Origin of the sequence: Actinosynnema sp. NPDC049800 (assembly GCF_040656635.1) — a bacterium.
Classification (GTDB): domain Bacteria; phylum Actinomycetota; class Actinomycetes; order Mycobacteriales; family Pseudonocardiaceae; genus Actinosynnema.
This window is the reverse complement of record NZ_JBFAMT010000001.1, coordinates 336,868-358,915: the sequence shown is the minus strand read 5'-3', so window position 1 is coordinate 358,915 and position 22,048 is coordinate 336,868. Positions and strand designations below refer to the sequence as shown.

General features: G+C 74.1%; 23 protein-coding genes. 14 read left to right on the top strand and 9 right to left on the bottom strand.

From position 1 onward, the window contains the following. Positions 1–6: 6 nt before the first annotated feature. Positions 7–963: an LLM class flavin-dependent oxidoreductase gene (locus AB0I91_RS01680; protein ID WP_498772068.1), complete on the top strand. Its 957-nt coding sequence runs from the start codon at positions 7–9 to the stop codon at positions 961–963. Between the two features lie 85 nt (positions 964–1,048). Here the strand turns inward: AB0I91_RS01680 and AB0I91_RS01675 are convergent, their stop codons facing one another. Then, complete coding sequence (locus tag AB0I91_RS01675; protein WP_499634678.1) at positions 1,049–1,864, bottom strand: helix-turn-helix domain-containing protein; 816 nt, start codon at positions 1,862–1,864, stop codon at positions 1,049–1,051. Positions 1,865–1,939: 75 nt separating this feature from the next. Here AB0I91_RS01675 and AB0I91_RS01670 point away from each other — a divergent pair, with 75 nt between their 5' ends. Next, on the top strand, positions 1,940–2,917 hold the full coding sequence (locus AB0I91_RS01670; RefSeq protein WP_498772072.1) for an aldo/keto reductase: 978 nt from the start codon (positions 1,940–1,942) through the stop codon (positions 2,915–2,917). A 5-nt stretch (positions 2,918–2,922) separates the two neighbouring features. Here AB0I91_RS01670 and AB0I91_RS01665 read toward each other — a convergent pair whose 3' ends face one another. After that, a complete protein-coding gene (locus AB0I91_RS01665; RefSeq protein WP_498772074.1) occupies positions 2,923–3,504 on the bottom strand; it encodes a TetR/AcrR family transcriptional regulator in 582 nt (193 codons plus the stop codon). 50 nt (positions 3,505–3,554) lie between these two features. Between AB0I91_RS01665 and AB0I91_RS01660 the strand changes: the two genes are divergently transcribed. The 5 genes from AB0I91_RS01660 (at position 3,555) to AB0I91_RS01640 (ending at position 8,552) form a co-directional block, all read left to right on the top strand. Next, on the top strand, positions 3,555–4,340 hold the full coding sequence (locus tag AB0I91_RS01660; RefSeq protein ID WP_499634675.1) for a class I SAM-dependent methyltransferase: 786 nt from the start codon (positions 3,555–3,557) through the stop codon (positions 4,338–4,340). A gap of 179 nt (positions 4,341–4,519) precedes the next feature. Next, on the top strand, positions 4,520–5,809 hold the full coding sequence (locus AB0I91_RS01655) for a sensor histidine kinase (protein WP_498772078.1): 1,290 nt from the start codon (positions 4,520–4,522) through the stop codon (positions 5,807–5,809). Next, the gene (locus AB0I91_RS01650; protein WP_498772080.1) at positions 5,806–6,492 is read left to right on the top strand and encodes a response regulator; all 687 of its coding nucleotides are present in this window, start codon (positions 5,806–5,808) and stop codon (positions 6,490–6,492) included. Before AB0I91_RS01655 ends, AB0I91_RS01650 begins: the two co-directional genes overlap by 4 nt. 60 nt (positions 6,493–6,552) lie before the next feature. After that, positions 6,553–7,437: an ABC transporter ATP-binding protein gene (locus tag AB0I91_RS01645; RefSeq protein ID WP_499611759.1), complete on the top strand. Its 885-nt coding sequence runs from the start codon at positions 6,553–6,555 to the stop codon at positions 7,435–7,437. Continuing rightward, positions 7,437–8,552 carry an ABC transporter permease gene (locus AB0I91_RS01640; protein WP_499634672.1) on the top strand — a complete coding sequence of 372 codons (1,116 nt, stop codon included), beginning with the start codon at positions 7,437–7,439 and terminating at the stop codon, positions 8,550–8,552. The genes AB0I91_RS01645 and AB0I91_RS01640 overlap by 1 nt, the downstream gene beginning before the upstream one ends. 1 nt (position 8,553) lies before the next feature. On the opposite strand, the gene AB0I91_RS01635 is transcribed toward AB0I91_RS01640, so the two are convergent. Next, the gene (locus tag AB0I91_RS01635) at positions 8,554–9,249 is read right to left on the bottom strand and encodes a TetR/AcrR family transcriptional regulator (RefSeq protein ID WP_499634670.1); all 696 of its coding nucleotides are present in this window, start codon (positions 9,247–9,249) and stop codon (positions 8,554–8,556) included. 91 nt (positions 9,250–9,340) lie between these two features. Here AB0I91_RS01635 and AB0I91_RS01630 point away from each other — a divergent pair, with 91 nt between their 5' ends. The 6 genes from AB0I91_RS01630 to AB0I91_RS01605 all read left to right on the top strand — a co-directional run bounded on the left by AB0I91_RS01630 (position 9,341) and on the right by AB0I91_RS01605 (position 14,389). Continuing rightward, a complete protein-coding gene (locus AB0I91_RS01630) occupies positions 9,341–10,387 on the top strand; it encodes a Kelch repeat-containing protein (RefSeq protein ID WP_499634667.1) in 1,047 nt (348 codons plus the stop codon). A gap of 97 nt (positions 10,388–10,484) precedes the next feature. Beyond that, on the top strand, positions 10,485–10,721 hold the full coding sequence (locus AB0I91_RS01625) for a hypothetical protein (protein WP_499634664.1): 237 nt from the start codon (positions 10,485–10,487) through the stop codon (positions 10,719–10,721). 102 nt (positions 10,722–10,823) lie between these two features. Further along, on the top strand, positions 10,824–11,414 hold the full coding sequence (locus AB0I91_RS01620; RefSeq protein ID WP_498772092.1) for an RNA polymerase sigma factor: 591 nt from the start codon (positions 10,824–10,826) through the stop codon (positions 11,412–11,414). Then, positions 11,407–12,504, top strand: coding sequence for a CU044_5270 family protein (locus tag AB0I91_RS01615; protein WP_498772094.1), 1,098 nt, complete (start codon positions 11,407–11,409; stop codon positions 12,502–12,504). Before AB0I91_RS01620 ends, AB0I91_RS01615 begins: the two co-directional genes overlap by 8 nt. 134 nt (positions 12,505–12,638) lie before the next feature. Continuing rightward, on the top strand, positions 12,639–13,145 hold the full coding sequence (locus tag AB0I91_RS01610; RefSeq protein ID WP_498772096.1) for a SigE family RNA polymerase sigma factor: 507 nt from the start codon (positions 12,639–12,641) through the stop codon (positions 13,143–13,145). Next, positions 13,142–14,389 carry a hypothetical protein gene (locus tag AB0I91_RS01605; RefSeq protein ID WP_498772098.1) on the top strand — a complete coding sequence of 416 codons (1,248 nt, stop codon included), beginning with the start codon at positions 13,142–13,144 and terminating at the stop codon, positions 14,387–14,389. Before AB0I91_RS01610 ends, AB0I91_RS01605 begins: the two co-directional genes overlap by 4 nt. Before the next feature lie 54 nt (positions 14,390–14,443). Here the strand turns inward: AB0I91_RS01605 and AB0I91_RS01600 are convergent, their stop codons facing one another. Further along, complete coding sequence (locus AB0I91_RS01600; protein ID WP_499634661.1) at positions 14,444–15,655, bottom strand: pectate lyase; 1,212 nt, start codon at positions 15,653–15,655, stop codon at positions 14,444–14,446. A gap of 269 nt (positions 15,656–15,924) precedes the next feature. Between AB0I91_RS01600 and AB0I91_RS01595 the strand changes: the two genes are divergently transcribed. Continuing rightward, positions 15,925–16,776 (top strand): SDR family oxidoreductase, encoded by an 852-nt coding sequence (locus AB0I91_RS01595; protein WP_499611781.1) that lies wholly within the window; start codon positions 15,925–15,927, stop codon positions 16,774–16,776. Positions 16,777–16,782: 6 nt separating this feature from the next. Here AB0I91_RS01595 and AB0I91_RS01590 read toward each other — a convergent pair whose 3' ends face one another. Genes AB0I91_RS01590 through AB0I91_RS01570 form a run of 5 tightly spaced genes read right to left on the bottom strand, consistent with a single transcriptional unit; the run spans position 16,783 to position 22,043 of the window. Further along, a complete protein-coding gene (locus AB0I91_RS01590) occupies positions 16,783–17,334 on the bottom strand; it encodes a GNAT family N-acetyltransferase (protein ID WP_498772104.1) in 552 nt (183 codons plus the stop codon). Further along, positions 17,331–18,803 (bottom strand): ABC transporter ATP-binding protein, encoded by a 1,473-nt coding sequence (locus AB0I91_RS01585; RefSeq protein ID WP_499634658.1) that lies wholly within the window; start codon positions 18,801–18,803, stop codon positions 17,331–17,333. The genes AB0I91_RS01590 and AB0I91_RS01585 overlap by 4 nt, the downstream gene beginning before the upstream one ends. Continuing rightward, positions 18,800–19,570, bottom strand: a complete 771-nt coding sequence (locus AB0I91_RS01580) for an ABC transporter permease (protein ID WP_499611784.1) — start codon at positions 19,568–19,570, stop codon at positions 18,800–18,802. Before AB0I91_RS01580 ends, AB0I91_RS01585 begins: the two co-directional genes overlap by 4 nt. Beyond that, on the bottom strand, positions 19,567–20,511 hold the full coding sequence (locus AB0I91_RS01575; protein WP_499634656.1) for an ABC transporter permease: 945 nt from the start codon (positions 20,509–20,511) through the stop codon (positions 19,567–19,569). Before AB0I91_RS01575 ends, AB0I91_RS01580 begins: the two co-directional genes overlap by 4 nt. After that, a complete protein-coding gene (locus tag AB0I91_RS01570) occupies positions 20,508–22,043 on the bottom strand; it encodes an ABC transporter substrate-binding protein (protein ID WP_499634653.1) in 1,536 nt (511 codons plus the stop codon). Before AB0I91_RS01570 ends, AB0I91_RS01575 begins: the two co-directional genes overlap by 4 nt. Positions 22,044–22,048 lie beyond the last annotated feature (5 nt).

The window sequence follows — 22,048 nt, the reverse complement described above, 5'->3', positions numbered from 1 at the left end:
CTTGTGGTGAGTCGTTCCGGATCGGTCGGGCTGATCCTGCCCCGTGACCTCGCGCCGTCGCAGGTGCTGCCGTTCGCGCGGCGTGCCGACGAGCTCGGGTTCGACGAGCTGTGGGTGGTGGAGGACCTGGGTTTCCGCGGCGGGATCGGCCAGGCCGCGGCGGTGCTGGCGGTGACGGGGCGGATCCGGGTCGGCATCGGGCTGCTGCCGGTCGGCGCGCGCAACGCCGCGTTCGCCGCGATGGAGGCGGCGACGCTGGCCCAGCTGTTCCCCGGTCGGATCGACATCGGCATCGGGCACGGCATGCCGGGGTGGATGCGGTCGGTCGGGGAGTGGCCCGCCAGCCCGTTGACGTCGATCGAGGAGTACCTGGGCGCGGTGATGGCCCTGGTGCGCGGCGAGTCGGTCGAGCGGGGTACGTACGTCCGGCTGGACGGTGTCCGCCTGGAACCCGCGTGCGTGCCGGACATCCCGCCGCGCGTGCTGGCCGGGGTGCGCGGTCCGCGTTCGCTGGCGGTGTCGGGGCGGGTGGCGGACGGGACGGTCCTGGCCGAGCCGACGACGCCGGAGTACGCGCGGGCGGCGCTGGCGCACGTGGACGCGGGCCGGCCCCACCGGCTGGTCGGCTACAACGTGGCCGCGGTGCACGCCGACGCGACGGTCGCGATCGACGCCGTCCGGGCCGGGCTGGAGTGGATCGGCGAGCCGGACTGGGCGCCGCACCTGGCCCCGCTGCCGTTCGCGGCGGAGTTCGCGGCGCTGCGGCGGGAGTGCGGCACGCGGGAGGAGTTCGTGCGCCGGCTGCCGGAGGAGTGGGTGCGGCAACTCGCGGTGACCGGCACGCCGGCGGACGCGCGGGCCCGCTTGGCCGAGCTGTTCGCGGCCGGTGTGGACAGCGCCGTGCTCTTCCCGATCGGTCCGGATCCGTTGGCGGCGCTGGAAGAGCTCGCCGCGGTGCTGTAGCGGCACGGTCCCGGGCCTGTCGGGCGGCAGCGGTGCTGCCGCGGTCCGCCGGGCAGCCCACTCGGCCGGCGCGGTGTCCCGATGCCTACGACGTGGCGGCGTAGGCGTGGGCGTCGAGCGCCTGCGCGGTCGCGGGGTCGGCGGGCAGGTAGGCGACCAGGCGGTGGTCCTCGTCGCCCGGCACGGTCAGGGTTTCGTAGGCCAGGCGCAGCACGCCCGCCTCCGGGTGGCGCCACCGCTCGACGCCCGTGCCGCCGGGCACCGTCCCGGCGGTGAAGCGGCGGCCGAAGTCCGCGCCCACCGTGATCGACAGCTCCTCCGCCAGCACGGCCGCCGAGCCGTCACCCAGGTCCGCCGCCGTGCGGAGGGCGGCCGCGCGGTCGTCGGCCACGCGGTCCCAGTCCGGGAACGCCGTGCGCGCCCTGGCATCGCCGAACACGAACCGCGCGAGGTTCGGCCGGTCGACGTCGAGCAGGCCGGACGGCGCGGCCAGCAGGCGGAACCCGGCGGTCCACGCGAGCAGGTCGCCCTGCCCGTCGCAGACGTACGCGGGCGTCGGCTCCAGCCGGTCGAGCAGCGCGAGCACGGTCGGCCGCACCGGACGCGGCTCCGGCGCCGCCGGGCACACCGCGCCGCCGCCCTTCACCAGCCGGTGCAGGTGCACGCGCTCGTGCGACGACAGGCGCAACGCGTCCGCCAACGCCCCGACGACCTGCGCCGACGGGTGGCGGTCACGCCCGCGTTCCAGCCGGGTCAGGTACTCGACGCTCACCCCGGCCAACGCGGCCAGCTCCGCCCGGCGCAGACCGGGCGTGCGGCGGCGCGGTCCGGTCGGCAGGCCGACCTCGGCCGGGGTGATCGCCTCCCGCCGGGCACGCAGGAACCCGCCCAACGCGTTCATGGTCGCCGAGTCTAGGCCGACGGTGGCCCTGCGGGGGCCTCCCTCCGGCCGGCCCGCCACCCCAGGCTGGGCGGCATGACCATGAAGTACCGCCTCTTCGGCCAGACCGGTTTGCGCGTGTCGGAACTCCTGCTCGGCACGATGACCCTGAGCGACCCCGTCGAGTCGCGCCGCATCGTGGACGCCTACGCCGACGCGGGCGGCAACGTGCTCGACACCGCGTCGGCCTACGGCGCCGGCGAGGAGCTGCTCGGCTCGATCGTGGACCGGCGGGACCGGTTCGTCATCGGCACGAAGTACACGTTGTCGCGCGACGCCGCCGACCCCAACGCCTCGGGCAACCACCGCAAGAACCTGACGGCCTCGCTGGACCGGAGCCTGCGCCGGCTGCGCACCGACTACGTCGACATCTACTGGGTGCACATCTGGGACCGGCACACCCCGGTCGAGGAGACGATGCGCGCCCTGGACGACGCCGTCCGCGCCGGCAAGATCCTCTACACCGGCATCTCCGACGCGCCGGCGTGGGTCGTCTCCCGCGCCAACACGCTCGCGCAGTGGCGCGACTGGACGCCGTTCGCCGGGCTCCAGGTGCCCTACAACCTGCTCAACCGCGACGTCGAGCGCGAGCTGCTGCCGATGGCCGAGGCGCTCGGCCTGAGCGTCACCGCCTGGGCCCCGCTCGCGGCGGGCAAGCTGTCAGGGTCGTCGAACCCCAGGCGCGCCGACCCCGCCACGCTGACCGAACGCGACCGCGCGGCGGCCCGTGCCGTCCGGGAGGTCGCCGACGAGCTGGGCGCACGCCCGGCGCAGGTGGCGTTGGCGTGGACGCGCGCCAAGCACCGCGCGGTGCTGCCGCTGGTCGGCGTGAGCAGCGTCGAGCAGCTCGCCGAGAACCTCGGCGCGCTCGACCTGACCCTGCCCGAGGACGCGGTCCGGCGGCTGGAGGCGGCGGTGGAGTTCCGGCTCGGGTTCCCCGGCGACTTCATCGCCGAGTGCGAGCCGTCCGCGTTCGTCTTCGGCGACACGGCCACCAGGGTCGAGCCGCGCTGAAGCGCTCAGAGCACGCCGGCGACGACCGCGGTCACGGCCTGGCGCACGGCGTCGCGCTCCGGCCGCGCGCCGCGGTCGGCGAACAGCAGGTGCGCGGTGCCGATGAGGGTGGGTGCGAGGGCGTCGACCTGAGCGGTCGGCGCGATGCGGCCGAGGTCGCGCTCGGCGGTGAGGTAGGCCGCGATCATGGTCACCGCCTCCGTCAGCACCGGCACGCCCGCGGGCCACGCCCGCCGCAGCCGGGCGCGCAGCTCGTCCCGGAAGGTCACCAGGGCGACGATCGCCACCGCGACCGACCCGAACAGCGAGATGAGCGCGTCGGTGAGGTTGTCGACGACCGCGCCGGAGCCCGCGGCCCCGCGCAGCGCGGCGGCCTGGGCGTCCATCCGGTCGACGCGGTCGAGCACGAACTCGGCCAGGAAGGCGTCGAAGTCCTCGAAGTGCCGGTGCAGCACGCCCTTGGCGCAACCCGCCTCGGTGGTGACGGCACGGCTGGTCAGCGCGCTGGGCCCGTCCCGCAGCAGGATGCGGTCGGCGGCGTCGAACAGCTGCTCGCGCACGTCGCGGATGGCCACACCGGTCGGCACGGTGCTCCTCTCGGTTGACGAGTGGGCGATTGCCCACTCATAGTGGGCGCATGCCCACAGTACCCCCGGACCCGCACCGCGCCCGTGACATGGCCGAGTCGTTCGGCACGGACCCCGAGCGCTACGACCGCTCCCGACCGTCCTATCCCGACGCCATGGTGCGGGCGATCGTCGCCGCGAGCCCCGGGCCCCACGTGGTGGACGTGGGCACGGGCACCGGCATCGCGGCCCGCCGGTTCCAGGCGGCCGGGTGCCGGGTGCTCGGCGTCGAGGTCGACCCCCGGATGGCCGACGTGGCACGGCGGCGCGGTCTCGACGTGGAGGTGGGCAGGTTCGAGGACTGGGAGCCCGCCGGCCGCGTGTTCGACGCCGTGGTGTCCGGCCAGACCTGGCACTGGGTCAACCCGGTCGCGGGCGCGGCGAAGGCGGCCCGCGTGCTGCGGCCGGGCGGCCGGCTGGCCGTGTTCTGGAACGTCGCCCAACCGCCGCCCGACCTGGCCGAGGCCTTCAACGCCGGCTATCGCCGCGTCCTGCCGGACTCCCCACCCGCCCCCGCGGCCGGGTACTCGCCCTTCACCGCCAAGGCGGTCGACGGCATCCGGCGGTCGGGCGCGTTCGGCGAGGACGAGGAGTGGCGGTTCGACTGGGAGCGGACCTACACCCGGGACGAGTGGCTGGACCAGTTGCCGACCTCCGGCGTGGCCGCCCGGCTCCCACCCGCCGAGCTGGACGAGGTGCTGGCCGCGACCGGCGCCGCCATCGACTCGGTGGGCGGCGCCTTCGTCATGCGCTACACCGCCGTCGTCGTCACCGCCGCCCGGTCGGGCGCGGACTAGGAAGCCCGCGGGTCGCCGGACGGCGGGATGGGCAACCGGTCCCGGTCGTCGAGCAGGCCGGTGTGGCGGAACCCGTCCACCCCGCCGGTCTGGCGCAGCACCCCCGCTGCCGCACCTGCCCGGTGAACCGCAGTGGTCCGGCGCTCCGGCCGAACGCCGCTCGGGCTACGTTCACGGGCATGGCGGACGACTGGACGCGCGACGGCGGTCCCGAGCCGGTGTGGGCGCGGTGGCGGCGTCCCGGTCCCACCGGGGCCGAGTGGCGCGAGGACGTCTGGCTGGCGCTCGCGGCCCTGGCCGGCGCGGTGGCGGTGACCGTGCTGATCAACAGCATGGGCGCGAGCCCGTGGGACGGCGGACCGCCGCTGGCCGAGCAGCTCGCCTGGGGCGCGGCGATGACCCTGCCGCTGGCGGCGCGCCGGCGCTACCCGCTGACGGTGATGTTCGTGGTGGGCGCGCTGCTCGTCGCGGCGCAGGCCCGGCAGGTGGGCGACAACCTCGTGCCGTCCGTCGCGCTGTTCCTGGCCATCTTCAGCGCGGGCGCGTGGGGGCGGGACCGGACGCGGGCGCGGTGGGCGCGGATCGCGGTGATCGTGGCCATGTTCGGCTGGCTCGGGTTCGGGCTGGTGCGGTTCCTGGTCAGGCCGATGCCGCCGTTCGAGGGCGCGGCCGGGCCGCTCGACCCGGTGCTCGCGACCGTGCTCTACGGCATCGGGTTCAACGTGCTGTTCTTCCTGTCCGCGTACTTCTTCGGCGAGATGGCGTGGGTCTCGGCCCGTCGGCAGGCCGAGCTGGAGCACCGCGCCGAGCAGCTGCGCCGCTCGCAGGAGCAGAACACGCGTGGCGCGATCGTCGCCGAACGCGTCCGCATCGCCCGCGACCTGCACGACGTCGTGGCGCACCACGTGTCGGTGATGGGCGTGCAGGCGGGCGCGGCGCGGCGGGTGCTCGACCGCGACCCCGACCTGGCCAGGGAGGCGTTGCGGACCGTCGAGGACACCGCCCGCACCGCCATCGGCGAGCTGCGCGGGCTGCTCGGCGTGCTGCGCGCCGATCAGGACGAGGCGCCACCCAAGGCGGGCGAGACGTCCTCGCCGGGGCTGGACCAGCTGCCCGAGCTGGCCGAACTGGCGCGGTCGGCCGGGCTCGACGTGGAGCACGGCGTGTACGGCGAGCCCCGGCCGGTGCCGGAGGGCGTGGCGCTGTCGGTGTACCGGATCGTGCAGGAGTCGTTGACGAACGTGGTGAAGCACGCGGACGCGCGCAAGGCCGACGTGCGGGTGCGGTTCCTGGCGAACTCGCTGGAGGTCGAGGTGGCCGACGACGGCCGGGGTCGGTCGGGCACGTCGGGTCGGGCCGGGTTCGGCCTGGTCGGGATGCGGGAGCGGGTCGCGGTGCACGGCGGCGAGCTGGAAGCCGGACCCCGCCGTGATGCCGGGTACCGGGTCCGTGCGAGGTTCCCGGCATGACGATCCCGTTGCGCGTGGTGCTCGCCGACGACCAGGACCTGGTGCGGGCGGGCTTCCGGGTGATCCTCGGCACCGAGGACGACATCGAGGTGGTCGGCGAGGCCCGTGACGGCGTCGAGGCCGTGGAGGTGGTCGGCAGGCTCCGGCCGGACGTCGTGCTGATGGACGTGCAGATGCCGGGCGTCGACGGCCTGGAGGCCACCCGGCGCATCCTCGGCCCGGCCGGCGCGGGCAACCCGATCAAGGTCGTCATCCTCACCACGTTCGACCGCGAGGACTACCTGTTCGAGGCGCTGCGCGCGGGCGCGAGCGGTTTCCTGCTCAAGAACGCCTCGCCGGAGGACCTGGTCGACTCGGTCCGGATCGTGGCCCGCGGCGACGCCCTGCTCTCGCCCGAGGTCACGCGGCGCGTCATCGCCCGGTTCACCGAACGGGGGCCCGCCACGCCCGCGCGGCGGCCGGCGGAGCTGACCGACCGCGAGTTCGAGGTGCTGGAACACCTCGCGCGCGGCGCGAGCAACTCGGAGATCGCCGGCGCGCTGTACCTGGGCGAGACGACGGTGAAGACGCACGTGTCGCGCATCCTGGCCAAGCTGGGCCTGCGCGACCGCACGCACGCCGTCGTGTTCGCCTACGAGCACGGGATCGTGGAGCCGGGCCAAGGGGGTCCTCCGCGAGGATGACCCCGGGAGTCGATCTCGCGCCGGACGCGCCGCCGGGGTGCGGGACCTAGCGTTGCGGTCATGTTGACAGTGACGTCGGTCAGCCGGAGTTTCGGCGACCACCAGGTCCTCGACGGGGTGTCCTTCGAGGTCCGACCCGGCCGCATGACCGGGTTCCTGGGCGCGAACGGGTCCGGCAAGACCACCACCATGCGCATCGTCCTCGGCGTCCTGGCGGCGCAGGGCGGCACGGTCGCCTGGCACGGCTCGCCGGTGACCGGCGCGGTGCGGCAGCGGTTCGGGTACATGCCCGAGGAGCGCGGCCTCTACCCGAAGATGGCCGTCGGCGAGCAGATCGCCTGGCTCGGGCAGCTGCACGGCCTCGACAAGGACACCGCGCGGCGCAACACCGAGCGGCTGCTCGACCAGCTCGAACTGGGGCACCGGGCCAAGGACAAGCTCGAGGAGCTGTCGCTGGGCAACCAGCAGCGCGCGCAGGTCGCCGCCGCGCTCGTGCACGACCCCGTCATGCTGATCCTGGACGAGCCGTTCTCCGGGCTGGACCCGATCGCGGTCGAGACGGTGCTCGGCGTGCTGCGCGAGCGGGCCGCGAACGGCGTGCCCGTGCTGTTCTCCAGCCACCAGCTGTCGGTGGTGGAACGGCTCTGCGACGACGTGGTGATCATCTCTGGCGGCCGGATCGCGGTCGCCGGCGCGCGGGACGAGCTGCGGACCCGGTACGGCACCACGAGGTTCGAGCTGGTCGTGGCGTCCGACGCGGGGTGGGTGCGCGACGTGCCGGGCGTCCGCGTGGTCGACGTGGACGGTCCCCGCGTGGTGTTCGAACCGGACGGTGACGCCGAAGTGGACCAGGTGGTCCTGGCAGCGGCCCTGCGCCGCGGTCCCGTGCGCAGCTTCACCCCCGTCGTGCCGACGCTCGGCGAGATCTTCATGGAGGCGATCTGATGACCGGCGTGGCGGAGCGGGAGCGGGACGGCGGGTCGCGCGGGTTCGTCGCGGCCACCAGGCTGGTCGCCGAGCGGGAGATGAAGACCTTCCTGCGCGCCAAGGCCTTCTGGATCGGCCTCGGCGTGATCGTGGTGGGGTTGTTCGCGATGTCGATCCTGCCGACCGTGTTCGGCGGCGGCGAGACCAAGGTGGCCACGGTCGGCGCGCGGGCCGCGGACGTGCTGACGGACACCGGTGTCGAGGTCCGCGCCGTCGCCGACGTGGCCGAGGCCGAGGCGCTGATCCGGTCGGAGGAGGTGGAGGCGGCGGTCGTGCCGGACCCGACGGGCGAGTCGGCCACGGGTGTCCGGGTGGTCGCGCTGGCCGACCCGCCGACCGACGTCCTGGCCGCGCTGCGCACCGCGCCGCCGGTCGACCTGCTCGACCCGGCCGAGGTCGGCCAGGGTCAGCGGCAGCTCGTGATCATGGTGTTCGCCCTGCTGTTCCTCATGTTCGGGATGAGCGGCACGGCGATCGCGCAGAGCACGGTCACCGAGAAGCAGACGCGGATCGTGGAGATCCTGGTGTCGACGGTGCCGGTGCGCGCGCTGCTGGCGGGCAAGATCGTGGGCCACTCGCTGCTGACGATCGGCCAGGTGCTGGTGATCGCGGTGGCCGGGCCGGTGGCGATGCGGCTCGGCGGGCACTCGGAGCTGCTGGCGCTGGTCGCGCCCGCGCTGGGCTGGTTCGTGCCGTTCCTGCTGCTCGGCTTCGTGCTGCTGGCCGCGATGTGGGCGGTGGCCGGGTCGTTGGTCAGCAGGCAGGAGGACCTGGGTTCGAGCATGGGCCTGGTGATGCTCCTGGTGATGGGGCCCTACTTCGGCGTGATGTTCTTCTCCGACAACGTCGCCGTGCTCACCGTGCTGTCGTTCCTGCCGTTCTCGTCGGCGATCGCCATGCCGGTGCGGCTGTTCGCCGGTGACGCGGCGCTGTGGGAACCGCTGCTGGCCATGGGGTTGCTGGCCGGGACGGTGGTGCTGACCGTGCTGCTGGCGAGCCGGGTGTACTCCGGGTCGCTGCTGCACACCGGCGGCAAGCTCGCGCTGGCCAAGGCCTGGGCCAGGGAGGCGTAGCTCACCCGGTCCGGGCGAGCTTCGCCAGCAGTTCCAGCAGGATGCCCCGCTCTCCGGGGGTGAGCGGGGCATCCGGGGTCCGCGCGACGAGCGCGACCAGCTTCTCGGCCTCGGCGGGCAGGCCGGTGCGGTCGGCGTCGGGCCGGGTGATCAGCACCGCGTCGAGCACGGCTTCGAGGTTGCGCTCGGACAGCCCTGCGGCGCCCGGTGCGTCGGGGTCGCCGATCAGCAGGATCGTGGTGCCGACGGTGGCGGCGTGGACGGTCTGCACGGCCTCGTCCACCGTGACGCGCACCAGGCCGGCCTCGGCGATCCGCTCGACGATCCGGCGGAGGATCCGCTCGCCCTCCAGCGCCGCCGGGTGCCGACCGGCCCGCACGCCGCCGTACATCAGCCCGTAGAACGCGGGGTTGCGCAGCCCGAACTCCACGTGCCCGTGCCAGCCGCGGCGCAGGTCCTCGACCGGGTCGGCGGACGGGCGACGCCTGCGCTTCTCCGCGAGGTAGCGCTCGAACCCGTCGGCGACCACGGCGTCGAGCAGACCGCGCTTGTCGCCGAAGTAGTGGTAGACGGTCGGCGGCGTGACGCCCGCGCGCGTGCACACGTCGCGGATCGACGTGCCCTCGATGCCGACCTCGCCGACCAGGGCCGCCGCCGCGGCCAGGATGCGCTCCCGCGCCTGCTGCCCCTCGCTCATGTAACCGGACTATACCCACACTTGTCATCGTTATAGAACTCGCCTAACGTCGATATAGAGACGGTGTAACGACGTGCAAGTGGAGGTCGCGATGCGACGATGGACCGCCCTGGCCGCGGGCGTGGCGCTGCTGGTCGCCCCTGCGGCCCACGCCCATCCCGGACCCGGGACATCCTCCCGAACGCCGACGACCGGGTACGGCCACGGCTGGCAGCCGTTGGCGCCGATCGCGAGCGGGCCGCGGCAGGAGCACAGCGTCGCCGCGCTCGACGGCCGGGTCTACGTCATCGGCGGCATCCTCCCGAACGCCGGCGGCGGGGTCGTGACCACGGACAAGGTCGAGGTCTACGACCCGCGCACCGACCGCTGGTCGACGGCCGCGCCCCTGCCGGTGGCGATGAACCACCCGAACGTGGCGGCGGTGGGCGGTCGGCTCTACGTCGTGGGCGGGCTGACCGGCGGCGCGTCGTGGCAGGCGTTGCCCGACAGCTACGTCTACGACCCGCGCGCGGACCGGTGGACCGAACTGCCGCCGATGCCCGCCGGCGCCGAACGCGGCAGCGCCGCCGTGGGCGTGCGGGGGACGAAGATCTACCTCGCCGGCGGCATGCGGACGTTGACGCCCGGACCCGGCGGGTTGCAGGACACGGTGGACACCGTGTCGTCCTACGACGTCGTCACCGGTCGCTGGGAGTCGTTGCCGAGCCTGCCCGAGGCCCGTGACCACGTCGGCGGCGCGATCCTCGGTGCGACGTTCTACGTGCTCGGCGGACGTGACCGGGGCCAGGTGAACGTCCGGGACAGCGTGTACGCGCTCGACCTGCGCACCCGGCGCTGGACCGAGCGCGCGCCCATGCCGACCGCCCGGGGCGGCATCGCGACCGCCGTCGTCGGCGGCCGGATCCACGCGTTCGGCGGCGAGGGCAACCACGCGCCGGGCGCGCACGGCGTCTTCCCCGACCACGAGGTGTACGACGTGGCCTGCGACCGCTGGCAGCGCTTGGCGCCGATGCCGGTACCTCGCCACGGCACCGCCGCCGTCGCGGTGGACGGCACGATCTACGTCCCGGGTGGTGGCACCACGAGCGGCGCCGGCCCGGTGGCCGTGAACGACGCCTACCGCCCCGGCGCCCGCTGAGCCGGAGGCGACGGCCGTCGCGCGCGGTTCCCGGTCGTCGGTGTCGGAACGGGGTGGTGGCCGGTCCGGGCGGGGAGACGGACTGGCTCACCTCCCCGTGGACCGAGGACCTCACCCCCACGTCGGCGCGCTGACCGGACCGGTCGACCGCATCGTGCTCGGCCGCGAGCTCGCCGAGGACCTGCTGGACGAACTGCACCTGTTCGTCGACCCGACCGCGATCGGCACGGGCCTGCCGGTGTTCGGCGACACCGCCGCCCGACGGCGGTGCCGGCTGGTGGAGGCCCGCGCGTTCGACTGCGGCATCACCGCGCTGCACTGCGGACGCCCCTGATCGCGCCCCGGAGACGTCCCCGGACGCCGTACCGTGCGGCGTGACCGACCGGCACGGCGTGAACGTGGCGGCGCGCTGCGGGCAACACCTGGTGTGAGGATCATGACCGAGCACGCGGGCGGCGGGGCCGCGGCCGCCGACGACCGGCCGGACCTGGCCGGACCGCACCCGTCGCGGCTCTTCGGGCAGCTGTTCGACCGGCACGCCCGGCCGCTGCACCGGTACCTGGCCCGCCGCGTCGGCGACCTGGCCGACGACCTGGTCGGCGAGACGTTCCTGATCGCGTTCCAGACCCGCACCGGGTACGACCCGGGCCGCGGCACGGCGCGTTCCTGGCTCTACGGCATCGCCACGAACCTGCTGCGCAGGCACGTGCGGCAGGAGGTGCGCGGGCTGCGCGCGGCGGCGCGGGCGGCCGGGTCGGCCTCGGGCGCCGAGGACCACGGGAACCGGGTGGCCGACCGGGTGGACGCCTCGTCGCGGGCCAGGCTGCTGGCCGGCGCGCTGGTCGGGCTGGACGAGGGCGACCGGGACGTGCTGCTGCTGACCAGCTGGGCGGGCCTCGACTCGAACGAGGTCGCCGAGGCGCTCGGCATCCCCGTCGGCACGGTCCGCTCCCGGCTGCACCGCGTGCGGCAGCGGCTGCGGGCCCACGCGTCGAACACCGAGCACACGAGGAGCGGCGATGAGTGACGACGACGTCCGCCGCCTGTGGACCGAGGACGAACTGGACTCCGCGCTGGACGCCTTGAACGCCCACGTCCGCGCGGACGAGCCGGTGCTCGTCCGGACCAGGGCGGCGTTGCTCGCGGACATCGAGCAGGAGGAGGAGGGCGTGACCACGACACCGGAGCGCCGACCACGGAGGAGCACCGGGCGCTGGTTGGCCGCCGCGGCGGTGGTCGTGGTGCTGGTGGCCGGGGCCCTGGTCGCGCAGACCGTGTCGTTCGGCGGTCCCGCGCCGGCGACCGCCGAGGCCGTGCGGACGCTCGACCAGGCGGCCTCCACGACGATCGGCGCCGTGGACGAGCCCGTCGGGCCCGGTCAGTACCGCTACGTCGCGACGCACGCCTGGTGGATGGGCACGACCTCGGTCGAGGGCAAGGGCTTCGCCTGGCTCACGGAGCACCTGATGGAGACGTGGGTGCCCGCGAACCCGAGCGACGAGTGGATGCTGCGCCGGGACGCGACCGGCAACGAGCAGTGGGTCATCGGCACGCGGGCGGAGGCGGAGGCGGCCGGCGTGGCCGGCCGGCGCGGCTTGCCCGACCGGCGCGGCTGGCCCGAGGGGGAGTGGCGCGCGCCGTGCGGCGACTTCTTCGGCGAGTCGAAGTGCCAGGACGGCGGTTCCTGGCAGAACCCGACCGCCGAGTGGCAGGCGGGCCTGCCGACCGATCCGGACGCGCTGTTCGAGCGGCTGCGGGCCGACGTGCCGGACGGCCGGGGTGACGCCGCGCTGTTCGCCTACGCCGCCGACGCGTTGCGCAGCGGGCTGGTCGACAAGGACGTGCGTGCCGCGATCTACCGGGCGTTGACCAGGATCGACGGCCTGGAGGTGACCGAGGAGCAGGCCAACCTGGGGGGTCGGGTCGGCATCGCGTTGGGCGTCGAGGACGACGACCGGCGCCGGGACATCATCATCGACCCGGAGACCGGCCGGTTCATCGGCGAGCGGCAGGTCGCGACCGACGACGTGGACGACTTCGAGGCCGGGACCGTGCTGGAGTTCACCGCGGTGACGACGGCGGTGGTGGACGCCATCGGGGTCGAGCCCGCCGGCTGATCGGGGAGCCCGGCGGTTCGGGGGGCCCGTGCGCTCGACGGCGCGCGGGCCCTTCGGCGTGCTCACGCAAAGTTACGGGCAACGGGCCGCGTGCGGACGCCGTATAGGGGGTGACCGAGTGGAGGAGGTGTCACGTGCACGATCGGGACCGCGAGTTCCGGGCGTACTTCGAGGCACGGGCGGCTGTCGTGCGGCGGACCGCCTTCTTGTTGTGCGGCGATTGGCACCGGGCCGAGGACCTGGCGCAGACGGCGCTGGCCAAGGTCTACGTGCACTGGGGGCGGTTGGACCGGGAGGGACGGGTCGACGCGTACGTGCGCAAGGTGCTCGTGCGGGCCGTGATCGACGAGTCGCGGTGGCGGGGACGGCGGCCGGAGACGGTGGTCGAGGCCGTGCCGGAGGTGGCCGAGGCGTCGACGGGGCTCGAGGAGGCCCTGGACGTGCGGCGGGCGTTGGCCGCGCTGCCGCCCAGGCAGCGGGCCGCGGTCGTGCTGCGGTACTGGGAGGACCTGCCGGTCGCGGAGACCGCGGCGGCGCTGGGCTGCAGCGAGGGAACGGTGAAGAGCCAGGTCGCCAAGGGGCTGGGCGCCCTGCGCCGGGCGTTGGCGACCAAGCGGACCGTGCTGTGGGAGGGCTCGTGAGCGACGAGGTGCGGGACATGATCAGGTCGGCGTTGGCGGACGAGCCCGCGTTGGGCCTGGCGTTCGAGCAGGTGGTCGAGGACGGGCGCAGGCGGCGGGCACGTCGGCGGTACGGCGCGCTGACCGCCGCGGCGGCGGGTGTCGTGGCGGTGGTCGCGGTCGCGGTGAGCGGGACGTTCGGGCAGGCCTCGGCCCCGCCCGCCGGCGTGCTGTCGACGTCGCCGACGACGAGCGCGACGTCGGCGGTCGTGACGACTCCGGGATGCGCGGCGGAGCGGATGACGGGCGGCTTCCCCGACCAGCCGCGCGGTTCGGCGACGCCGGCGGAACTGGCCGAGTCCGGTCGCCTCACCGAGGCGTTCGCGCGGTTCGCGCTGCCGTTGCCGGCGGGGGTCGAGGCGACACCGCTGCGGCTCTGCGCCATCGCGGACAGCTGGGGCGGCAACTTCGTGCTGACCGGCGACCGGACGGTCATCGTCTACGTCAGGCCGCTCGGCGGCCAGCCGCCGGGGGAGTGCACGCTGTCGGGGGCGCCCACGTCGGAGGTCCGGTGCGCGATCGAGCAGCTGCCGGACGGGGCGACGGCGAAGGTCGACGTGTTGTCGACGGCCGAGGTGACGATGGCCACCGTCGAGGTGTGGCGCACCGACGGCACGTACGTGCGCGTCATGGAGACCGGCGGACAGGGCTCCAAGACGAGGGTGCTCGACGACGACCGCCTGACCGCCATCGCCACCGCGCCGCAGCTCAAGGTGCAGTGGGTGGGCCGTCCGGTGCCCCCCGCGCCGTCGGACCGCCGCGCGGCCGAGCTCGACCCGGTGCTGGCGGGCGCCCTCCCACCCGGTTTGAGGCCCGAGCGGACTCCCGCCGAGGAGGCGTTGAAGTTCGGCATCAGGCAGGGCGCCTACCGCGCGATCGCCAACCTGACCGACGCCGCCGGCAGCGGCTGGCTGATGGTGAACCTGGAGAAGCCCGGCGGCGGCGAGGTGGGCTGCGCCGGTCGTGCCGCGTGCCGCCTGGTCGACCTCTCGGATGGCCGCAAGGCGGCGTTGGAGACCGTGGTGGAAGGGGGCGTGACCAGGCTGTCGCTGACCGCGCAGGCGGCGGACGGCACGTGGGTCAGCGTCCAGACCTCCAACGCCGCGCAGACCGGCGGGGCGTCCGACGCACCGACGCGCCCGACCCCGCCGCTGGGGGAGGCGGACCTGGTCCGGATCGCGGAACTGCCGGACCTGCACTGGTGACCGGTGGTGCGGGCGCGTCGTCGAGGGGTGGCCGCGCCCGCACCGCCGGTGCCGCTACCGCTGGGTGATGTCGGACGGCGAGTAGAAGCAGTTCTTGCCGTCCGCGCCCTCACCGATCTTCTTCGGCTCGGAGCCCTTCGGCACGCCCTGGTACTTCTCGCAGATCACCGTGCTGCCGTAGACGGTGATGCGGGAGAAGCGGGCGGTGTCGCCCCAGTTGGTGTTGATGCCCGCGAGGACCTTCGTCGACCGCGCCGTGACGCCGTCCATGACCACGTGGCGCTGGTAGGACGTCGAGCAGTTGCCGCAGGCGCGGTAGAGCTTGCCGCTGCTGTGCACCTGGAAGTTGCGGATGGTCACGGTGCCCGCGCCGTTGTGCTGGAACACCTTGTCCGCGCCCGACTTCGCGCCGCCGCCGTCGACCAGGTACTGCGCCGAGGAGCTGGAGGACTTGAACGTCGCGGCGTCCTCGCCCACGTCGTTCCACCAGACGTTGCGGATGGTGCAGGAACCCTCGCAGTGGATGCCGTCGCCCGCCGGGGCGTCGATGATCACGTTCTGGATGGTGCCGCCGTTGGCCACCACGAACATCGGGTCCTGGCTCTCGCCCTGGCCGCCGTCACCGATGCCGTAGTACCGCTTCATGCCGCCGTCGAAGAACGTGCCGGCGTTGCGGGTGGTCGGGGTGTGCACGCTGCCCGTGTCGGTGGGCCAGGGGCCGCTGCCGTCACCGCCGCCACCGGGGTTGGTCGTGGTGGTGGTGGTGGTGGTCCGGCTGGTGGTCGAGGGCGAGGTGGAGGGGGAGACGGACGTGCTGGTCGGCGAGCCGGTGCACGTCACCCCGTTGAGCTTGAACGAGGTCGGCGCGGGGTTCGAGCCGGACCACGAGCCGTTGAAGCCGGGCGTCGTGCTCGCGCCGGTGGCCAGGGAGCCGTTGTAGCTCGCGTTGCGGACGGTCACCGTGCTGCCCGACTGGCTGAACTCGCCGCCCCACAGCTGGTCGACGCGCTGGCCGGCGGTGAAGGTCCACTCCAGGCTCCAGCTCGACAGGGCGTCACCCAGGTTGGTGATCGTGACGTTCGCGCCGAACCCGCCGCCCCACTGGTTCGTGACGGTGTAGTCGACGCGGCACCCGACGGCCGCGTAGGCGCTCTGGCCGCCGGCCACCACCATCGCCGCGGCCATCGCCGTCACCGAAGCCGCGGCCGTGATCGCCGCGAACCGACCGGTCAGCTTTCTTCTGCGCGTGCCAGTAACCGTGTTCATGCGTCGCCTCCTTGCGAGCAGGGCCATTCTGGGAGCGCTCCCAGGAAGGGTAACCCTGCGCGGTCACATTTGTGTAGGAAGTTCATGCACGTGAATTAAAGGTCCGCGTACAGGCGCTGTTTCGACGAATTCGCGAATTGTCGTCGAATGGCGATCGCGTTCATGGGACGCACGGGCGCATCGCCGGTGCGCGAGCCGGGCAACGTCGAGCAGGTCCGGCGCGCCCGTCCGTGGGAGCCTGGGGTGCGCCGACCGCCGAGAGGAGACCCATGGCCCAGCCCCCGATCGCCGTCACGGGCGCCACCGGGCACGTCGGTGGCCGCGTCGCCCGCCGCCTCGCGGAAGCAGGGCACGCCCAGCTGCTGCTCGTCCGTGACCCCGCCCGCGCGCCCAAGGTGCCCGCGGCGACCGTGGCGAAAGCCGGGTTCGCCGACCACGACGCCGTTCGCCGGGCCCTCGACGGCATCCCGACCGTCCTCATGGTCTCGGCTTCGGAATCACCCGACCGGGTGGACCAGCACCGCGCCTTCGTCGACGCCGCGGCGGCGGCCGGGGTCGCCCACCTCGTCTACCTCTCGTTCGTGGGCGCCGCGCCGAACGCCACCTTCACCCTCGCCCGCGACCACTGGGCCACCGAACGGCACGTCGAAGCCAGTGGGCTGGAGTTCACGTTCCTGCGGGACAACCTCTACGCCGACTACCTGCCCGCCATGGTCGGGGACGACGACGTGCTGCGCGGTCCCGCCGGGAACGGTCGCCTGGCCGCCGTCGCGCGGGACGACGTCGCCGACGCCGCGACCGCCGTGCTCACCGACCCCGACGCCCACGCGGGCCGCACTTACGACCTCACGGGTCCGGCGGCGCTCACCTTCCACGAGATCGCCGACGTGCTGTCGGCAGCCACCGGCCGGACGATCACCTACCACCCGGAGACGGTCGACGAGGCCTATCGCTCGCGTGCCGGGTACGGAGCGCCCGACTGGCAGCTCGACGCCTGGGTCTCCACCTACACCGCCGTCGCCAGCGGCGAGCTGTCCGAGGTCGGCGACGCCGTGCCCACCCTCACCGGCCACCCCGCCACGTCGTTGGCGGACCTGCTCCACCGACGACGTGACGGGTGAGCGGGCTCAGCGGGCCAGCGGGATCTCGAAGTGGACGGTCTGGAAGCTAATCGGGTCGCCGTCACGCGCGTCGTGCACCTCCTCGGCCACCGAGCGCCAGAACGGCTCGGCACCCGCGATCCGGGTGTCGGTGTGCAGGTACAGCCGCTCGTAGCCCGGCGTCCCCGCGACGAACGCGGTGGCCATGTCGACCAACGCGCGCGCCAGCCCGCACCGGCGGTGCTCCGGCCGCACGTACACGCGGAACAACTGCGCCGTGCTGCCGTCCGGGTAGCGGGCGGCCAGCCAGGCGGGGTGCGGCGGGCTGGCCGGCGCCGTGGCGCGCACGCCGGTCGTACCCACCACCTCGTCGCCCTTGACCGCGACGAACAACGCGTGCCGGTCGGGCCGCAGGTACGCGCCGTCGAGGTCGACCACGTCACCGTGCCACTCGGGCCGGTAGCCGTAGCCGAACTCCTGGTAGAACGTGTCCAGCATGACGCTGCGCGCGCCGTCCACGTCGGTCGGCGAAGCCAGGCGGACCTCGTAAGGCCCTACTTCGCGGTGGTACAAGGTCATGTCTTCCTCTCCTCTGTTCCTTCCATCGAGCGGCCCAGCAGGCCGATGGTCACCGGGTGGGTGGGGGAGCCCAGGACGTCGCCCGCCGGCCCGTGCTCGACGACGTGCCCGCGGTGCAGCACGGCGACGCGGTCGGCCAGCCGCGCGACGACGGCCAGGTCGTGGCTGATCAGCACGACGGTGCAGGTCAGCGCGGCGAGCTGGTCGAGCAGGCTCGCCTGGGTCAGGGTGTCGAGGCCGGAGGTGATCTCGTCGCACACCAGCACGTCAGGCCGGGCCAGCAGCGCCCGCACCAGCGCCGCGCGTTGCAGCTCGCCGCCGGACAGCCCGGACGGCCGGCGGGTCACGGTCGCCTCGTCCAGCCCCACGGCCGCCAGTTCCGCCAACGCCGCCGCACGCGGGTCGGCGACGCCACCGAGCCGCACCGCGGTCCGGCTGACCTGGTCCAGCACGGTCCGGTAGGCGTCGAACGACGCACGGGCGTCCTGGAACACGTACTGCACCGCGGCCAACTGCGCCCGTGACCGGCGGCGCAACGACCGGGGCAGCGGACGCCCGTCCAGCAGCACGTCACCGGTGAACCCGGCGTGCAGCCCGGCGACGCACCGGGCCAGCGTGGTCTTGCCGCTCCCGGAGCGCCCCACGACGGCGAGGCACTCGCCCGCGCCCACCCGCACGTCCACGTCGTGCAGCACGGTCGTGGCACGGTGCCGCGCCGTCAGCGCCCGCGCCTCCAGCCGAACCGGCTCGACCGGCCGTTCGGCGGGCACGGTGACCCGGGGCTGCGCCGCGACCAGCTCGGCGGTGTAGGCCGTCCGCGGCCGGTCGAGCACGTCGGCCACCGGCCCCGCCTCCACGACCTGGCCCGCCCGCAGCACCACGACCTCGTCCGCCAACGCCCGCACCACGTCCAGGTCGTGCGTGAGCAGCACCAGCGCCACGCCCTGCGCCACGACCGACGACAGCTCGTCGACCACCTCGGCCCGGGTGATCGGGTCCTGCCCGGTGGTCGGCTCGTCCGCGACCAGCACCACCGGGTCGCCGACCAGCGCCTGCGCCAGCACCACCCGTTGCTGCTGGCCGCCCGACAGCTCGTGCGGGTACCGGCGCAGCAGCTCCACCGGCACGCGGGCGCGGCGCAGCGCGTCGGCGATCAACGTGTCGCGATCACCGGGGTGCAGGGCGGCGATCTCCCGGAACACGCCACCGAGCCGCCGCACCGGGTTCAGCGCCGCGGACGGCTGCTGCGGCACGAACCCGATCCGCCCGGTCACCGTGATCCGCCCGCTCACCGACACCCCCGGCGCGTGCTCGCCGAGCAGCGCCAACCCCGTGGTGGTCTTGCCGCTGCCGGACGCGCCGACCAGCGCCACCACCTGCCCCGCCGACAGCGCGAAACTGACACCGTCGACCAACGCGCGCGACCCGGCCACCGCGCGCAGGCCCTCCACGTGCACCACCGCCGTCACGTCCGCGCCTCCGCCCGCAACGCCCGGTCGAACACCAGGTTCAACCCCACCGACAACGCCACGATCAGCAACGCGGGCACGACCACCGCCCACGGCTGCAGGAACAGCCCCACCCGGTTGCGGTCGACCATGACGGCCCAGTCGGCGGCGTCCGGCGCGACGCCGACGCCCAGGAAGCTGGCCGACGCGACCAGGTACAGCGCGCCGGTCAGCCGCACGCCCAGGTCGGCGGCCAGGGTCCGCAGCATCGATCGTCCCGTGTAGACGATGGACGTCCGCCACCACGTCTCGCCCTGCAACCGCATCGCCTCCAGCGCGGGCCGGCCGGCGATCTCCAGAGCGGCGGCCCGCGAGATCCGCGCCACGTCCGGGAAGTTGACCAGCGCCACCACGCCGACGAGCACCACCAGCCCCGGCCCGGCGATCGCCGCCACCAGGATCAGCACCAGCAACGACGGCACCGCGAGCAGCAGGTCCAAGGGCCGCATCAGCACCTCGTCCACGATCCGCAGGCGGGTCATCGCGGCGAGGACGCCCCACGGCACGCCGAGCACGTACGAGAACACCGTCGCCAGCAACGCCACCAGCACCACCGTCTGCCCGCCCGCGAGCACCTGGTGCCACACGTCCCGGCCGACGAAGTCGGTGCCCAGCGACGAGTTCTCCGCGAACGGCGCGCCCCGCGTCAGTTCGGCCGGCACGAACAACGGGCCCACCAGCGCCAGGGCCAGCGGCACCAGCACGAGCAACCAGCCGACGCCCCTCACGCGATCGCCACCGATCGCGGCGCGAGCCGGAACACGAGCAGGTCCGCGACCAGGTTCACCACCACCGTGGTCACCGCGAACACCACCGCCAGCCCCTGCACCACCGGCAGGTCGCGGCCCGCGACCGCGTCCACCAGGATCGTGCCGAGACCGGGGACGACGAACACCGCCTCGACCACGATCACGCCGCCGAGCAGCCAGTCGGTGGTCCGCGCCACCTGCTGCACGGCGGGTGCCAGCGCGGTCGGCAGCGCGTGCGCGAACCGGACCCGCGTCACCCCGATGCCGAGCCGCCGCGCGTGCCGGACGTAGTCGGACGCCAGCGCGTCGATCATGCCGGCGCGCACGAGCCGGCTGATCGAGCACAACGGCCGCGCGACGAGCACCACCAGCGGCAGCACCAGCACGGCGGGCTGCCCGAGCAGGTCCGCGCCCACCGCCGTGGGCGGCAGCCACCGCAACTGCACCCCGAACAACGCGATCAGCACGACGGCCAGCGCGAACTCCGGGATCGAGTGCAGGCCCACGGTCGCCGTCGTGACCACCCGGTCCACCGGCCCGCCCTCGCGCAACGCCGCCAGCACGCCCAGCAGCACGGCCAGCGGGACCAGCAGCACCAGGGCGAGCACGGCCAGCACGAGCGTCGGACCCAGCCCGTCGTGCAGGAACTCCGCCACCGGCCGACCGGAGATCAGCGACACGCCGAAGTCGCCCCGCGCCAACCCCCGGAGCCAGTCGCCGAACCGCTCCAGCGGCGGCCGGTCCAACCCCATCGCGGCGCGGATCTGCGCGATCCGCTGGGGATCCGGGTTGTCGCCCGCCAACGCCACCGCCGCGTCCCCCGGCAACGCCTGCACCAGCAGGAACACCGCGGTGACGACGGCGAGCACCTGGACCAGGCCGATGGCCAGCCGCCGGGCCGCGTACCGGCGCAGGCTCATCCCAGCCACACCTTGTCGAACCGCGCCCAGTCGAGCGTGTTCGCGGGCGCGGTGGAGATGCCGCCCACCTTCGGCGCGGCGCCGACGATCCAGTCCGCGAAGCCCCACATCAGGTAGCCGCCCTCGGCGTGCAGGGAGCGCTGCATCTCCCGGTACACCTCGCCGCGCCGCCCGGCGTCCACAGTGGACACCGCCTGGTCGTAGAGCGCGTCGAACTCGGGCCGGGCCCACTTGGTCACGTTCGTGCCCGAACCGCTCAGCAGGCGTTGCGCGACGTGGGTCTCGATCGGCATCGCGCCGGAGCGGAAGCTCGACAGCGAGCCGTTCTTGAGCGTGTCGGACCAGTAGCTGTCCTTGTTGCCGGTGACCACCTCGATGGTCAGCCCCGAACCCTTGACCTGGTCGGCGAACACCGTGGCGGCCTCGACCATCCCGGCCGCGGCGGTGGACGTGTCCAGCTTGACCGTGAGGCCCTCGGCGCCCGCGCGGCGGATCAGGAACTTCGCCTTGTCCAGGTCGCGCGTGCGCTGCGGGATGTCGTCGGCGTAGTGCTGGTAGCCCTTGCCGAACAGGTCGTTGCCCACCTGCCCGGAGCCCGCGAGCACCGACTCGACCAGCTGCGCCCGGTCGGCCAGCAGGAACATCGCCTCGCGCAGGTCCCGGTTGTCGAACGGCGGCCGGTCCAGCTTCATCGCGAAGGCCTGCACGGCGCTGTTGGGCGCGCGGTGGATCGCCATCCGGTCCCCGGCCGCGTGGCTGCGCGCGGTGGTCGGGGTGAGGTCGTGCGCGTACTCGACCTGGCCGCCGAGCAGCGCGTTCGTCCGCGCGGACTCCTCGTTGGCGATCACGAACTCCAGCTCGTCCAGGTGGGGCGCGCCCTCCCAGTACTCGGCGTGCCGCTTGAGCAGCACCGACTTGCCCGGCTCGAACGACACGAAGCGGAACGGCCCCGAGCCGACGGGCGTGGTGAAGTCCTCCGTGCCGGCGGGCACGATGTACGCGCCGAACGCCGCCAGCACGTTCGGGAACTCCACGAACGGCCGCTTCAGCGCGAACTCCACCGTCCGCTCGTCCACCGCGCGGCTGTTGAGCAGGTCGATCAACGCGAGGCTGGACTTGGCCCGGAACGCGCGGGCGGGGTCGAGGATGCGGGCGTAGCTGGCCAGCACGTCCTCCGCGCGCACCGGCTGCCCGTTGTGGAAGGCGGCCTGCCGCAACGTGATCCGCCAGCGGGTCAGGCCGGCGTCCGGCTCCCACTTCTCGGCGAGTCTGGGCTGCGCGGAGACGTCCGGGCCGAGGTCGGCGAGCTTGTCGTACAGCGCCTTGGACCGGGCGGCCTCCACGAACAGGTTCGCCAGGTGCGGGTCCAGCACCTCCTTGGCGCCGGCGCCCGCGAACGCTGCGCGCAGCCGGCCGCCGTCGCGCGGGGTGGACGCGGAGGAGGTCGGTTCGGCGGCGCCGCACCCGGTGAGGGCGGCGACCGAGAGGCCGGCGGTGAGGCCGAGGAAACCGCGGCGGTTGAGGGGGTGCATGTCGT

Coding starts and splice junctions, on each gene's coding strand:
- AB0I91_RS01630 (WP_499634667.1), top strand. CDS start 9,341: ATGCGACGATGGACCGCCCTGGCCGCGGGCGTGGCGCTGCTGGTCGCC.
- AB0I91_RS01635 (WP_499634670.1), bottom strand. CDS start 9,249: ATGAGCGAGGGGCAGCAGGCGCGGGAGCGCATCCTGGCCGCGGCGGCG.
- AB0I91_RS01640 (WP_499634672.1), top strand. CDS start 7,437: ATGACCGGCGTGGCGGAGCGGGAGCGGGACGGCGGGTCGCGCGGGTTC.
- AB0I91_RS01675 (WP_499634678.1), bottom strand. CDS start 1,864: ATGAACGCGTTGGGCGGGTTCCTGCGTGCCCGGCGGGAGGCGATCACC.
- AB0I91_RS01650 (WP_498772080.1), top strand. CDS start 5,806: ATGACGATCCCGTTGCGCGTGGTGCTCGCCGACGACCAGGACCTGGTG.
- AB0I91_RS01645 (WP_499611759.1), top strand. CDS start 6,553: ATGTTGACAGTGACGTCGGTCAGCCGGAGTTTCGGCGACCACCAGGTC.
- AB0I91_RS01660 (WP_499634675.1), top strand. CDS start 3,555: ATGCCCACAGTACCCCCGGACCCGCACCGCGCCCGTGACATGGCCGAG.
- AB0I91_RS01600 (WP_499634661.1), bottom strand. CDS start 15,655: ATGAACACGGTTACTGGCACGCGCAGAAGAAAGCTGACCGGTCGGTTC.
- AB0I91_RS01590 (WP_498772104.1), bottom strand. CDS start 17,334: ATGACCTTGTACCACCGCGAAGTAGGGCCTTACGAGGTCCGCCTGGCT.
- AB0I91_RS01620 (WP_498772092.1), top strand. CDS start 10,824: ATGACCGAGCACGCGGGCGGCGGGGCCGCGGCCGCCGACGACCGGCCG.
- AB0I91_RS01670 (WP_498772072.1), top strand. CDS start 1,940: ATGACCATGAAGTACCGCCTCTTCGGCCAGACCGGTTTGCGCGTGTCG.
- AB0I91_RS01615 (WP_498772094.1), top strand. CDS start 11,407: ATGAGTGACGACGACGTCCGCCGCCTGTGGACCGAGGACGAACTGGAC.
- AB0I91_RS01655 (WP_498772078.1), top strand. CDS start 4,520: ATGGCGGACGACTGGACGCGCGACGGCGGTCCCGAGCCGGTGTGGGCG.
- AB0I91_RS01575 (WP_499634656.1), bottom strand. CDS start 20,511: ATGAGCCTGCGCCGGTACGCGGCCCGGCGGCTGGCCATCGGCCTGGTC.
- AB0I91_RS01570 (WP_499634653.1), bottom strand. CDS start 22,043: ATGCACCCCCTCAACCGCCGCGGTTTCCTCGGCCTCACCGCCGGCCTC.
- AB0I91_RS01595 (WP_499611781.1), top strand. CDS start 15,925: ATGGCCCAGCCCCCGATCGCCGTCACGGGCGCCACCGGGCACGTCGGT.